Origin of the sequence: Colwellia sp. 12G3, assembly GCF_002836775.1 — a bacterium.
GTDB lineage: Bacteria > Pseudomonadota > Gammaproteobacteria > Enterobacterales > Alteromonadaceae > Colwellia.
On the sequence record NZ_PJAQ01000066.1, the window covers coordinates 43734 to 57852 of the forward strand.

General features: G+C 39.1%; 14 protein-coding genes. 11 read left to right on the top strand and 3 right to left on the bottom strand.

What is annotated here, in order from left to right; translation table 11 throughout:
- Positions 1–12: 12 nt before the first annotated feature.
- The 11 genes from CXF71_RS14575 (at position 13) to CXF71_RS14625 (ending at position 11564) form a co-directional block, all read left to right on the top strand.
- Positions 13–252 carry a DUF4266 domain-containing protein gene (locus CXF71_RS14575; protein ID WP_101234201.1) on the top strand — a complete coding sequence of 80 codons (240 nt, stop codon included), beginning with the start codon at positions 13–15 and terminating at the stop codon, positions 250–252.
- Positions 239–1396 carry a DUF3570 domain-containing protein gene (locus CXF71_RS14580; RefSeq protein ID WP_232771498.1) on the top strand — a complete coding sequence of 386 codons (1158 nt, stop codon included), beginning with the start codon at positions 239–241 and terminating at the stop codon, positions 1394–1396. Before CXF71_RS14575 ends, CXF71_RS14580 begins: the two co-directional genes overlap by 14 nt.
- Before the next feature lie 46 nt (positions 1397–1442).
- Positions 1443–1991, top strand: a complete 549-nt coding sequence (locus CXF71_RS14585; protein ID WP_101234202.1) for an AraC family transcriptional regulator — start codon at positions 1443–1445, stop codon at positions 1989–1991.
- 6 nt (positions 1992–1997) lie between these two features.
- A complete protein-coding gene (locus CXF71_RS14590; protein WP_101233684.1) occupies positions 1998–4106 on the top strand; it encodes a tetratricopeptide repeat protein in 2109 nt (702 codons plus the stop codon).
- Complete coding sequence (locus tag CXF71_RS14595; protein WP_101233685.1) at positions 4106–7366, top strand: tetratricopeptide repeat protein; 3261 nt, start codon at positions 4106–4108, stop codon at positions 7364–7366. Before CXF71_RS14590 ends, CXF71_RS14595 begins: the two co-directional genes overlap by 1 nt.
- A complete protein-coding gene (locus tag CXF71_RS14600; RefSeq protein ID WP_101233686.1) occupies positions 7344–8243 on the top strand; it encodes a tetratricopeptide repeat protein in 900 nt (299 codons plus the stop codon). Before CXF71_RS14595 ends, CXF71_RS14600 begins: the two co-directional genes overlap by 23 nt.
- The gene (locus CXF71_RS14605; RefSeq protein ID WP_101233687.1) at positions 8236–8592 is read left to right on the top strand and encodes a hypothetical protein; all 357 of its coding nucleotides are present in this window, start codon (positions 8236–8238) and stop codon (positions 8590–8592) included. Before CXF71_RS14600 ends, CXF71_RS14605 begins: the two co-directional genes overlap by 8 nt.
- 291 nt (positions 8593–8883) lie before the next feature.
- Positions 8884–9537, top strand: a complete 654-nt coding sequence (locus CXF71_RS14610; protein WP_101233688.1) for a MotA/TolQ/ExbB proton channel family protein — start codon at positions 8884–8886, stop codon at positions 9535–9537.
- Between the two features lie 4 nt (positions 9538–9541).
- Positions 9542–10081, top strand: a complete 540-nt coding sequence (locus CXF71_RS14615) for a biopolymer transporter ExbD (protein WP_101233689.1) — start codon at positions 9542–9544, stop codon at positions 10079–10081.
- Positions 10078–10608, top strand: coding sequence for an ExbD/TolR family protein (locus tag CXF71_RS14620; RefSeq protein ID WP_101233690.1), 531 nt, complete (start codon positions 10078–10080; stop codon positions 10606–10608). Before CXF71_RS14615 ends, CXF71_RS14620 begins: the two co-directional genes overlap by 4 nt.
- On the top strand, positions 10608–11564 hold the full coding sequence (locus CXF71_RS14625; RefSeq protein WP_157826771.1) for an AgmX/PglI C-terminal domain-containing protein: 957 nt from the start codon (positions 10608–10610) through the stop codon (positions 11562–11564). Before CXF71_RS14620 ends, CXF71_RS14625 begins: the two co-directional genes overlap by 1 nt.
- A 243-nt stretch (positions 11565–11807) precedes the next feature.
- Here the strand turns inward: CXF71_RS14625 and CXF71_RS14630 are convergent, their stop codons facing one another.
- The 3 genes from CXF71_RS14630 to CXF71_RS14640 all read right to left on the bottom strand — a co-directional run bounded on the left by CXF71_RS14630 (position 11808) and on the right by CXF71_RS14640 (position 13510).
- Positions 11808–12527 carry an S-adenosylmethionine decarboxylase gene (locus tag CXF71_RS14630; RefSeq protein ID WP_232771499.1) on the bottom strand — a complete coding sequence of 240 codons (720 nt, stop codon included), beginning with the start codon at positions 12525–12527 and terminating at the stop codon, positions 11808–11810.
- 89 nt (positions 12528–12616) lie between these two features.
- Positions 12617–13021 (bottom strand): OsmC family protein, encoded by a 405-nt coding sequence (locus CXF71_RS14635; RefSeq protein ID WP_101233693.1) that lies wholly within the window; start codon positions 13019–13021, stop codon positions 12617–12619.
- A 144-nt stretch (positions 13022–13165) separates the two neighbouring features.
- Positions 13166–13510, bottom strand: coding sequence for a DUF3802 family protein (locus tag CXF71_RS14640; RefSeq protein WP_101233694.1), 345 nt, complete (start codon positions 13508–13510; stop codon positions 13166–13168).
- Positions 13511–14119 lie beyond the last annotated feature (609 nt).

The window sequence follows — 14119 nt, forward strand, 5'->3', positions numbered from 1 at the left end:
ATGATGTGCAAGATGATAAAACTCACATTACTCCGCACTTTACTTTGCTGCAGCGTATTCAGTGTAGCGGGCTGTGCAAGTATTAACATTGAACCTTGGGTCAAACCTTATGAGCGACAAAACTTAGCGGATCCTATTATGAGCAATAATCGCCATCCTATTGCCAATATGCACATTGCTCATGTGTATGAAGCAAGAGAATCTTCAAGAGGTGCTGAAGGTACTGGTGGAGGCGGTTGTGGGTGTAATTAGTATGCGTTCGGTATTACTGTGCTTTATTGTCAGCTTACTGGTTATGGGCATCACAAGTAAACAAACGCTAGCGGCTGTTTTACAAGCTGACCGTGTTGATGTGCTTTATCATAGCTACGATGGCGGCGGCATGAAAATCGATGGTCCGGCAATATTACTGCGTAAAAAGACCAGTGAAACATTGGCTGTTTCGGCTTATTACTATGTCGATAGCATATCGTCGGCCTCTGTCGATGTTATGAGTACGGCAAGTCCTTATACTGAAAAGCGTAAAGAAGCACAGTTAGGCCTTGAGTATTTGCATGAAAAAACCTTGATGGATATCAGCGTTAGGCAAAGTGATGAAAGTGACTATTTAGCTAAATCAGTAAACCTCAATATTTCACAAGATACCTTTGGTGATTTAACCAACTTAAGCTTAGGGCTTGCTTATAGCGATAATGAAATAAAACGTAATGGCGATGAGTTTTTTGCTGAGCAAAGTCAGCAATATCGTTTAAGAGCTGGCATCAGTCAAATATTAACGCGCAACTTATCAATGAACGTAAACTTTGAAGCGGTTGCCGATGAAGGGTATTTAAATAACCCTTATCGCAGTGTCCGTTATGTTGATAATACTCAGCCCTCAGGTGTTGGTTATCAAAGTGAGGTTTACCCTAATACGCGTAATTCTTTTGCGAGTAAAATTTCAGCCAGTTATTACCTTCCCTATAGAGCCGCACTTTTTGTTCATTACCGCTATTTTAGTGATAGCTGGCAAATAGATGCCACAGATGTTGAGTTTTCTTATCGGCACCCCATAGCGGAAGTTTTTGAAATCGAACTGAAAGTAAGACATTACCAACAAAGCCAAGCAAGTTTTTATAGTGATCTTTTTGCTTATCGTGATGCACAGAATTATTTGGCCAGAGATAAAGAGCTGAGTGAATTTGAAGATCTTACCTTTGGCTTAGGTTTGACCTATCTAGTGCCGCAAAAGTATTCTTTTGGTGATTTACGCTCTGAAGCTTCATTGCAATGGGATTATATTAAATTCGATTATAAGAATTTTAGAGATCCCACTGCTGGCGAAGTTATAGGCACAGAGCCTCTTTATGGTTTTTCAGCGAATGTTATTAGGATTTTTTATAGCCTTTATTTTTAAAGGTTTTTAAGGACATTTTAAGGTTCCCCTTAGGTATTGAATGTATATGAAATTATGTAACGTGTTTAAAATAATCATCACAATGGCGTTTTCCTTGGCGTTTAGTAGCAATGTATTTGCTGAAGAAAAGCAAGCCGTAGGCTCTAGTAGTGACTTAGCACAGCAACTTGAACAATTAAAATCACAAGTACTGCAACTTAATCGAGAGCTATTTATCTTGGAGGAAGATTTACTGTTTCCTGCGAGTACTCAAGTTGCACTGTTTGTTTCTGTCGATACGGGCCAATTTTTTGCCATTGATAGTGTTGAAGTAAAAATTAACGATAAAGACGTTGCCGGATTTTTATATACCAAACGACAACGTGAAGCATTAGAGCAGGGGGGCATTCAAAAGCTTTATTTGGGTAATTTGAAAATAGGGCAGTATCAATTAACCGCAATCTTTACCGGTGTTGACTCAGAGGGGCGCATGGTAAAAAGAGCTGCTGAGTACCAGTTTGAAAAAGATGATGAAGCGTTGATGATTGAACTTAAAGTCGTTGATAATACTAAAACGTATAGAAGCCAAGTTGTTGTTGAAGAGTGGGTTTTATAATTTACTATGCGCATTAAAGAAAACTTTACTGTATTGGTTACATTGTTGCTGCTGCTCTTATCCAGTCAAGTAACCCCAGCCTATAGCCAAAATGACCTCAATGATGAAAGTGAAAAAATCGGTCAAAGTGATGAAAGTAAAGTCGTTATCAAAACAGATCTACAAGATAAGCATTACCGCCAAGCACTGTATTTTTACTTTCAAGATGATCAGAGTCAGGCACTATCTCAAGTAGAGCAAAGTAAGGCGAAATTAACTACCCTAGATAGTCGTTCCGCGCTATTCGAAGCGGGTTTACAACTTTCGGTGGGTTTATTACAACAAGCGAAAACAACATTAGTTAATTTTGATAGTCTACTAACGACTGAAAAACAGTCTGGCAAGCGTAGCGAGCAATCAGCGAAAGCGGGTGAGTTACGACTCATCGCTTTACTTTCATTAAGCAATCAATATCTCTCGCACGGAGACACTAGCCAAGCAAGGGATACCTTAGCAAGAATTGAGTCTGTTTCATCGACTTATTACCAAGAATACCATGTGCTCAATCAACTGGCTTATTGGCCTGATAACAGCAGTGTATTAATAGCTAAACCGGCAGCACAAGCTAATGCAAGTTCTCCGTATATTCAGTTAAATGAGGCATTAAGGCTAATTGAATTGTCAGAGTATGATTTAGCTATTACCGCATTAACAACCATTAAAATAACAACATGGCATCAAGAGCAAGATAACTTTTGGAAGCGTTTATTTTTGGATGAGGCTAGCTTTTCTTCCCGAAGTGATGAAAAAGAAATGGCCGTATTGCAAGGGCAAGCGATTCAAGATTATGCGCAGTTGCTACTGGCACAAATATACATCAGCCAAGAGCGTTATGACTTAGCTTTTAGTGAGTTAAAAGTGTTTCCTGAGCAAAGTCCCTACGCTGAGTCAGCGCTATTTTTATTCGCCTTTGCTAGCCAGCAGGTCGATCAATACGAAATTGCCTTTAATTTATTAAACTTACTTTATAAAAAGTATCCCTATTCTCAGCTTAGTTGGCAGTCTACTGAGTTAATGGCTCAGCAAGTGAGCGAGCAGCTATCACTTGCCCAAGGTGTTAGCGCTTATCAAACCGTGGAAAGTTTCTTTCTACAGCGTCAGCAAGATCTCGCTCAATTCTCTACAGCCTTTGACTACAGCAGCAACCTACTTGATTTTTCACCATCGAAGCAGTTAAGTTCGGAACATCAATTAACTCAACAGAGCCATCATACTCCAGGGCAAACACGCGATTATCTTCCTCAGTCCGTTTGGTTACAGCAAGCATTATATGACGCAGAATTGGCTAGTTTATACCAAGGGCTAAGCTCTATTGATGAGCAAACCGAGCAATTACAAGCTTTAAGCGATAAAACAGTTTGGTTAGCTGAAATTATTACGCTTAATCAACAACGAAAGAAAAATATTATTGCAGCGCAAGAAACACGTGCGAAACAAGACGTGTTTGCACAGCTTAAAGATGAACGAGACCGTTTGGCTGAATTACTTGGCCAACAATTAGCGAATAAGCAAGGTTCAGCATTTGCGAATGCAGAAGAGAGTCAATGGCTTGATCGGATAGCAAGTAGCAATAACGCATTGACTAATATTGGTGATAAGAAAAACACGGAAGAATACAAACAACGGTTAGGAAGAGTGAAAGGTGTATTATCATGGCAACTAGCAGAGCAGTATCCTCAGCGCGCTTGGCAGCATAAAAAACAATTACAGCAATTAGATCATGCCATTGCTGGCGTTATTACTCAGCAACAACAGGTTGTAAAAATTTCAAATACTCAAGACTCTCTCGAACTCAGTATTAAAAAGCATGATCAAAGTGTGCAACAGGTTAAGTTGCTATTAACGCAATTGTCTCAATTACGTGAACAGCTGAGCGTAAAAATAAGAGAAAAAGTGAGGCTTTATATTGATGAGCAGGGCGCTGTTTTAGCTGAACACTTGCTAAGTACTCGTCAAGGTATGGCGAAAGTCTTAGAACGGATGGCGAGAGAAGATAAAAGATTATCTAATAAATTAGCGCCATCAGCTAAGTTAGCTGTTCCTGAAAAAGTATCGGCTATAGCGGGTGCTCATTAATGTTATTTAAAATGGTTAATCAAAAAATTAAGCAAGATTTATGCATTGCATCCTATTGGTTAAAGTTAGCCCTCATTACTGTCTTTTCAATAGTATTAGTCGGTTGTCAAAGTACTGAACAAAATGGGCATTCAACGCGAAAGACCTTAGCTGACTTGGCCAATGAACAAGCAAGTATTGAAATTGATAGTATTACCTTAAGCCGTTCTCAAAGGGCTAGTAAACTAGCACAATTATACCAAAAAATACTTACCTTAGAGCCTGATCTAGAAGTGAGGGCACAAATAGAATACCGCGTGGTTCAAATGAATACGCAAGCTTATGAGTTAATCGATGATGAAGCATTAACTGATGCTCAAGGTTTGCAAAAATCCGAGGAAGCCCTGAATGCCTTGATATTATCTTATCAAGATTTAATTACACGATTCCCTGGGCGCAGCGATAATGAATGGATGCAATATCAATTGGCTAAGGCTCTTGATTTGCAAGGAAAGTCTAAAGAAAGCTTACGACAAATGGAGGCTTTACTCGCTAAATATCCGCACAGTCAATATAGCGCCGAATTACACTTTAGACGCGGTGATATTTATTATAATTTTCAGGAATATTCTGCGGCACTGCAAGCATATTCCTCGGTAACTAATACAGCAAGTACAGCCGTTAATAATGAGAGTTATTATGTCAATAGTCGCTATATGTCAGCTTGGGTACTGTTTAAGCTTAATCGTTTAGCACAAGCGGATATCGAATTTATCTCGTTACTTGATTACTTAGTCGACCAAGAAAATATACAAGGTTATCAAGATGACTTTAGCTTTGATAAGCTCGACCCTCGTTACGCGAGTTTAGTGGCTGATGTACAAAGGGTATTAAGTATTTCATTGAGCCAGCAACAACAATCTGCATCATTGGTTGCGCTAACAAAACAGCAACAAGGGCTAACTAACTTAAACCTTTATCGTCATGTTTTATTTAAGAATTTGGCTGACTTCTTAATCAGTAATGAGCTTAAATATGATGCCGAGTTAGCCTATGAAGCCTATATAACCATAGCGCCAAATACCATTTGGGCGGCGCGATATTCATTGGCTTTGTTGGCGTTACTTGAGCAACAAGGGAAATACAGCGCAAGTCGAACATTAAAGCAAAACTATGTTAAAAAATTCGGCTTCAACAGTACTTTCTGGCAAAAGGCACATGCAGCTAAAGGCAATGAAAGCTTAACTCAGCATGAAATTAATGATGAAATATTGCCTAATTTGTTACGCTTTAGTTATCAACATAGCCGCCGACTTTATGCTAACGCGCAACGCTTAACCGCTAAAGATAAACGACGCAAAGCTTTTGTAGATACCAGTCTTGCACTGGCAACCTATTTAGAACTGGCGAAACTTCCACAAGCGAATTACCAGAAAAACAAACCTACATTAAGTAAAAGCTTGTTAGCAGATGAACTTCTTTTTGCCGATGCTAATTTTGAGGCAGAGCAATATCAGCAGGCGTTAAGTGCTTACCAGCTTATAGCCTATAAAAGAGAACTCATCGTTACTAGCGCAGCGAGTAGTGCATCTAACCAAGCATCAACACCATTAACGTTTAATCAAACATCAGCGAGTGGTATGGCGGTTAGGAATCAACCTTTTGATAAGCTACGCCTTGAAGCGGCTTATGCAGCAACATTAACTACGCGAGCAATGCTAAAAGTGGGTAAAGTGAAAGCGACAGATTCTTTGCATACAGTCGGCTTGAATCATGAACAAAAAGTGCTGTTATTAACGCGTAATCAATTAGATCAACTCTTTGTCGCGAGTTATCCAAAAGATAGTCGCGTATTAACGTTAGCAACACAAGCTACGCAATATGCCTATAGTGCTAAAGACCATCAAGCAGTTAATTATTACAGTGACTTCATTTTACAAAGTCATTTAGTTATCCCTAGTGACTCTCAAGCATCGACACTGGCTTCAGTAAAGAAAGCGTATGTGCCCATTAAGTTAACCAAATTAAATAAGCTCGCTTTGAAACAAGTACAAATTGCCAGCCAATTACAGGCGAATAGTCTGTACCAACAAAAGCATTATGTTCAGGCAGAAGCGGCTTATCAATTAGCATTAGCCTATGTAGCCAATACCAACGGAATTAACAGCAATAAAATACAAGTGAAGAAGCGCAAAGAAATGCGTGAGTTATTGGCATCATGTATCTACTTTCAAGCGCAAGATTTAGTAAAAGAACAACCATTGTTAGCGGTTCAAGATTATCTGCGCGTGGGTAGAGTCGTACCTGAATCTTCCTATAGGTTAAATGCGGAGTTTGATGCCGGTAATATTTTGCTGGCGCAGAAGAAATGGCGACAGGGTATTGAAGTCTTATCTGATTTTAAAAAACGCTATCCAAGTCACGAATATAGCCGATCAATTTCGGCAAAGTTAGCCAAGGCTTATGAGCATACCCAGCAGTGGCAATTGGCCGCGGCGCAATTGTTAACTATGATTAATGGACCTGAATCGGTTGGCTTTTCTGACGAATTAAAACGAGAGGCACAATATACCGCTGCTGAATATTATCAAAAAGCGGGTAATACAGACAAAGCCTTAGCCACTTACCGAACTTATGCTCATAAATACCCTAAGCCTTTTGTCGTTGCGCAGGAAGTACGCTTAAAACTTAGTGAGTTTTATCAACAGAAAAAGGATACCAATAAGCAGTATTTCTGGTATCGCAAGATTGTCAAATATCATGATATAAAGCTAAGAAATTCAGCGAGTAGTATTACTGCAAGAACAGAGTACTTAGCGTCATATGCTGCATTAGGTTTAGGAAAAGCACATCAACAAACCTTTACTTGGACCAAGCTTAAATTACCGCTCAATAAAAGTTTGAAACGTAAACAAGCAGCGATGAAGGCTGCGATTGAATATTATCAAAAAGTGTTGTCGTATCAAATGGCTGAATTTGTACCACAAGCATCGTTTAATTTAGCTACCATGTATGGTCTATTGGCCAGTGACATTATGTCTTCAGAGCGACCTAATGATCTTGATGAACTGGCATTAGAAGAATATGAGCTATTACTGGAAGATATCGCTATCCCTTTTGAAGACAAGGCTATCGAAATACATACCAACAATGCGCAGCGAGCTTGGCAAGATGTATTTGACGATTGGGTTGAGCAAAGCTTTAGCGCTTTGGCTGAATTAGATCCCGCGCAATATAATAAACAGGAGCGGACAAGTCATGCTATTCAAGCAATTTACTAACGCTACTGGTGACCACCACGTTTTTCAAGCAACTAAAACAATTGTTATAGCGATAACGTTGTCATTATGGCTAGGTGCTTGTAGTTCAAAGCCGACAGAGGATAAAAGCCAAGAAAATGCACTAACAACGCCGCTTGTTACTCATGAAAGCATTGCTCAAGAAAGCATAATGAAAGCAGGCGAAGCTGAAAAAGGGATAGCTCAACGCAAGAAAATCCCCGCAATCAATCTGTATTTACAGCAACAAGCTGATGCACCCGTAACTGTGCCTGCCAAGGTGCTTAAAGATTACCAACAAGCAATTAGCTTAATGAACGATAAAAAATGGCCGCAAGCGCAATTATTATTTGATCAAGTGATCCTTGCTCAGCCGCAATTATCGGGCAGTTATGTCAATAAAGCGATCATTGTCAAACAGCAAGGCAAGCTTATTCAAGCGCAAGGGTTACTTAATAAGGCCATTGCCGCTAATAAGCTTAATTTGTATGCTCACCACCTACAGGGACAAGTCTATCGTTTACAAGGAAAATTTGATGAAGCTGAGCACAGCTATTTAGCTGCGCTAGCTATTTGGCCTGACTTTACTGATGCTCAGGCCAGCATGGCTATTTTATTAGAGCTTTATCGAGGCCGTTTATTGGATGCTCATGGCTATTATCGTTCATATCTTTTGCTAAACAGTGATGATGAAGAAGTTAAACGTTGGCAGGCTGGGTTAGAAATAAAAATAAAACGTGCAGGACTTACCGTGCCCATTGTTGAAAAAACCGAACCACCAATAATCAAGCCGTCAGTTGAGCTGCCCTCAGATGATGAAGAAATGGTTGATGAGAAGCAAGAGTCGACCAATAAGGCTGAGGAGCCTGAACATGGATAAGATTTTACAACATATAACATTCACTTTGACTACGCTTATTTTGCTGACGCAAACGGTAAAGGCTACTGAAACTATTGCGTTAATAAATCAGAATAAAACCAGTAATATTAAAAGTAACAAGGTCGAACCACTAATTATTCAAAGCCAGGTAAAAGGCTCGCAAGAGCAACCGAATGTTATTTATATCATGCCATGGCAAGGTGTTGATCAGGTCATTGAAGTGAAAGGTAAAACGCGAACAATAAAATTACCTCATTTTAAACCGATTAATCCTAAGGTCTTTAAAGAGCAAGTACGCTTTTTTGCTAATAAACAATTAGCTGTGAAACCTAAAGTGGACACTAAATAGCATGCTGATGAAGTTAACTCAGGAGTTTCCTGTAAACGTCATCTTCGAAGTCTCTGATCGGAACGTAGCATGGAGGCTACTTAGTAGACAATGCAAGACGCATATTGTCCTGTTCCATCACTCTTTAGAAACTGGTTCCTCGATTAATACACCACGAGGATGACGTCATTTAGCCATGTGCTGCACAGGCACGATAAATAATAAGAGTGATGAAAAGAATACAGAATAATAAATTATTAAACAAAACCAAACTAACCGCAAAAAATTATAAAAATATAAAAGGAAAGCAACATGGGTATTTTTGACAGCATCATCACATTTTTACAAACGGGTGGAACATTTATTTACCCTATCGCCTTAGTATTAGTAGTCGGTTTAGCGATTAGTATAGAACGTTGGATTTATTTAAGTTCAGCATTAAGAACCAACCGTAAAGCGTTTGCCCTGCTAAAAGATTCACTAAAAAAGGGTGATATTGAGACGATTAGTAAATATGCAAATGAAAATTCAGCGCCAGTACTTGATGTCTTACAATCAGGCATCGCACGTTTATCGTCAGTAAAACGCAGAGAAGATGTCGAATATGCGATGGAAGAAACCATGATGGAGTATATGTTACGTCTTGAAAAACGTACGCCATTTTTAGCCGTTTTAGCTAACATTGCGACACTACTAGGTTTGCTTGGTACTATCATGGGCTTAATCGCGGCTTTCTCTGCGGTTGCTAATGCCGATCCTGCTGAAAAAGCGAACTTGCTGTCTTCAAGTATTTCAGTGGCAATGAATACCACTGCTTTTGGTTTGATCACCGCTATTCCTCTCATATTACTTCACACAAGTTTAATGGGTAAAACCGCGGCTATAGCTGACTCATTAGAAATGGCCGGCATCAAATTACTAAACTCGCTTTCTTTTGGTCCGTCGTCTGACGAACACAGAGGCTAAGAAAATGAGACGTCGTCGTCGCATTAATCCACCCGAAGCCGAACTCGACATCACTTCATTTATGAACTTGATGATAGTGTTAGTGCCGGTATTACTGTTAAGTTTGGTCTTTTCTCAGGTGCGCATTTTAAACTTACAGCTACCTGTTGCTGCACAAGCTGCCAATGATCCTAATGATGAGCCTAAAGTATTAGAGTTAGTGATAAGCCAAACCGGCTTTGATTTGAATTATCCAGCGGGCATTTTGTTGAAGAAATTTGATAAAACACCGAAAGGCTATCAGTTTGCTAATCTGTCGATTTATTTACAAGATTTGAAATTAACTTTTCAGCAAAATAAACAGGACAAAAGTGACATTGTGTTGTTACTAGCGCCAGATATTGATTATCAAACGATAGTGTCAACGATGGACACGGTACGATCTTTTAAAGCGGTAGTAGCGGCTAACTTAGTCGATGCAGAACTTTTCCCACAGATCTCTTTAGGTGATGCGCCAGAAGTTATAACGGTTAAAGCTGAGACTCCCTTAGGAGGAAAGCCATGAAACAGTCTTTTAAAGCAAAACGCCTAGCAAAACATCATAAGCGCTTTAGTGCTGGCTCTAAATTGAACCTTGTCTCGTTAATGGATATCTTCACTATTTTGGTCTTCTTTCTTATTGTTAATCAGTCTGAAGTGCGGGTACTGCAAAATACTAAAGAAATAAACCTCCCAGTCTCTATTGCAGAAGAAATGCCGGCCGAAAATGTATTAATTACCGTGTTACCACTGAGTATAATGATACAAGAACGCGTCATTTGGCAGCAAACAAATGCCATAACCGAGGTAAGTGACGCGCTTAATTTGGGCCTTATCAAGGCAATAAAAACTGAATTAAGTTATCTGTCGACTAAGCGCCCTATATTAACTGACAATGAAACGAAAAATGGCCGAGCGGTTACTATTATTGGCGATGCTAGCGTACCTTATCAAGTGTTAAAACAGATCATGGCAGCTTGCGCTGACAGTGATTATCGTAATATGTCGTTAGCTGTTAAGCAGGTAGCTAAAAGTAAGATAAAAGGGGGCTAATGATGACATCAGCCACTTTAGCATCGAATTTATCAGCTAAGAAAAGTGATGATTTAAGTAACGTATTTCAGGATACGACTCAGGATAAAAAATTCTCGCGTATTCTACAAAGTCTGATTGGGCTTTATTTACTTATAGCGGTGGTAGTGCCGTTTATTGAACAAGTTGAAGTATCACGGGAAATAAAAGAAAAGGTACCGGTACAGCTAGCAAAAATTATGCTGAAAGAAAAAAAATTACCGATACCGGATAAACCAAAGGAAAAGCCGATAGAAGAGAAAAAACCAGAAGAACTAAAAGACAAACCAGAGAAAAAAGTTGAGCCACCAAAGACCAAAAGACAAGCGGCAAAACAAAAAGCACAATCGTCGGGTTTAGCAGCTATGAAAGATGAACTTTTTGCGATGCGTGAAGCCTTTGAGGTAAAGCCAGCGAGCACCACAAAATTAAATAAAACGAACGCAGCTGAGGTAAAAGTTCAACGTAAGTTATTGGCCAGTGCCGCTAACACGCAGAGTTCAACATTATCTGCAGCTAATACCACTCAAACCGTGGCAAGTGATGAGTTGAGTACTAGAAACACTCAACAAGTACGATTATCTGCAGAGGAAGTACTAGCGAGCACTGATACCGCAGTTGCCGAGTCATTGGCAGCGCAAAAGTCAGGACAACGCTCTGAAGTAGCATTAAGACGAACACTAGAGGCGAACAAGTCTCGGCTTTATGCCCGGTATAATCGCGCGCTACGTAAAGACCCTTTTTTAAAGGGTAAGGTATTGTTTGAGATAGAAATTTTACCATCTGGAAAAGTAAATAAAGTAACGATTAAATCAAGTGAATTAAATAACGCCAAGTTAGAGCTACAGCTTACCAGTATTTTACGTGCTATTAAGTTTAGTACGGAAAGTGTGGGCACCGTGGTGACTATTTGGGCAATCGATTTTTTACCGAGTTAATTAGCAAATGCTATTCGGTAAGATGAGGAGCTAAACACTTAGATAACTAGCGTATCTAAGTGCTTTTTATTGTCTAAACGGAAGTATCTGATAAAAGAGTTAAAAAATTTCAACCTTACAGAACATTTTCTTTATTATCATTTCCCCCGACAATTGAAGCTTCCCTAACGCTATTCCACAAGTCCTTTAATTGCTACTTAGCTCTCGTTGAGTTCGTCATATTGTTCGATTGAAATTGACTCGTTATTTACCGATAAATAGTTCATTTAACTCAGTAGTTAAGCGCACTTTTGTTTTTTGTTCATCAATAGCTGATAGTTGATGCCTATCGATGCAAGAGCCAACATTGAATACATGCTGCTTCAAATCAATAGTCTGTCTTGCCAACTTACAATGAAACAAGTTATGCGTTGCCATAACGATGTTTTTAACCCGATATTTGTCAAGGGTCGCTTTAGTTAAATGATCACTAATCTGAGTAATGTCATTATCACTAAAGTATTTTTTACCACGTTGATCGCGAGTCATGCCGCGAATGCGATAATCTATATCGATAACATCCGCCGAGAAAGCCTCAATGACATAATCTAAGACTTTTAAGGGAGAAATAACACCACAGGTCGATAATTCAATATCGACTCTAAAAATGGCGATGCCATCTTGAGGCGTTTCTTCAGGGTAGGTGTGAATACATAAGTGGCTTTTATCTAGATGAGCCACTAAAGATTCTGGCTTTGCTTCTTCTGAAATCATTAAGGTCACACTCGCTCCTTGAGGAGTGTAATCTTGGCTTGCGATATTAAGTACATTACCACCGATAGCGTGACAAACTTTAGTAAGCAGCACTTCAAGGCGCTTACTGCTATAAGTTTCATTGATGTAAGCGTTGTAGCTTGCAATAGTTTGGCTAGAAAGTATGTCTAAAGATAAGTCTAAAGGTATGTCTAAAGGTATGTAATGCACCCTGTATAACGAAAAGCTTAAACTTTTCGTTAAATTATTAAAGCCATACAGGGGGATTTTATTGTTAGTGTGCATCAAGTTAAATAACGTTACTGAGCAACAATTTCAAAATCGTGAGTAATGTTCACTTTGGCATTTAACATTAAGGCGACTGAACAATATTTGTCTGCAGATAAGCTTACTGCGCGCTCAACGTGCTTAGCAGCAACATCAGTGCCAGTGATAACAAAATGAAGGTGAATTTTTTCAAACAATGCTGGCACGCTATCAACACGAGTACCATCAATTTCGACATGACAACCGATAACATTTTGTCGCGCTTTTTTTAATATACTAACCACATCTACTGAAGAACATCCTCCCAGAGAAATTAGCACAGCTTCCATAGGGCTTGGTGCTAAGTTGCCACCATTTGCATCTAAAACCAGGGTGTGACCACTTTCTGAGGTGCCCATGAATAACTCTTCGCCTAACCATTTTACTTGTGCTTTCATAATCGACTCAATTTCCCATAAATATGTAGGGATTCTATCGAAATTGAAGCATCTCCACCAGTTGTAATGTGTAATAGAGTTTATCGGGGGAGGTAACGCGGTATTTACAACACAAGAGAGAGAAATAACTATGTTAAAAAGAAGCTAATCTTTATGAATAACATTATCAAAGAGATTTTTGATTAAACCGGCAAATTCACGAATAAAGGCTAGTTGGGCGGGATTAACCGGATTATTGATAACGCCAGAAAGGATCTCTTCTAAATCATATACAATGGCATCAACTTCACGAATAATGGCATTACGTTGATTAAACGTTAGGTCTTCATTTTGGCTGCAAACGCTTATTATTTGTTCACACAGTTCTACTTCAATTGCTGACATTACGGTTTCGCTAGCTTGTGCTGGCGCTGTTGAGTTTTCAAATAAACTAAGGTGTTCAGTAAGGTACTCAATAATTTGAATGTAACCGTCAGTATCTGTAACCATAATAGCTTTACTTACCCTTGCTGATGAATAGGTGTTTTGTTTGAGTATAGCAGTTAGTTTAGCGTTTTAATTGAATGGGAATCAATAGCCGCTCATCTTTCTAAAAAAGCGTGTCTAAATACATAATACCAATTGTAGTCATTAATTGCCCATCTTCAAATGGTCTTAATCTACATTTTCTGCGTTGCGCTCAATCTCAATACTCCCAATTGCTCAATCACGCGCCTTGAACTGGAAAATTTATCCGCATTGAATTTTGATCACTAAATTAAGACAAATGGGATAAGACCCTATTATAAAATTGGATTCAACTATTAAGGACTTATGAAAAATTCATTATGACAATCGGCTTTATACCCGTTCCTCTTGAAGATGCAGGTTTCAGCTGGAATTATAAACGCCTTTAGGCAAGGCATTGATTGAAGATAATAGTTATTCTATTGTCGAAATTAATAACGCAGCATAAAGCGTTTATAAACCAGCCCTTTGGGGAAGCCTGAGCAAAACATACTCGTCGTTACATTTGTTTTTAAGGACGCTACATGGATGGTGTTGTTAGAGAATGCAGGAGCACATTCTCCTGAGTGACCCTTAACAAAAAAATGTGCC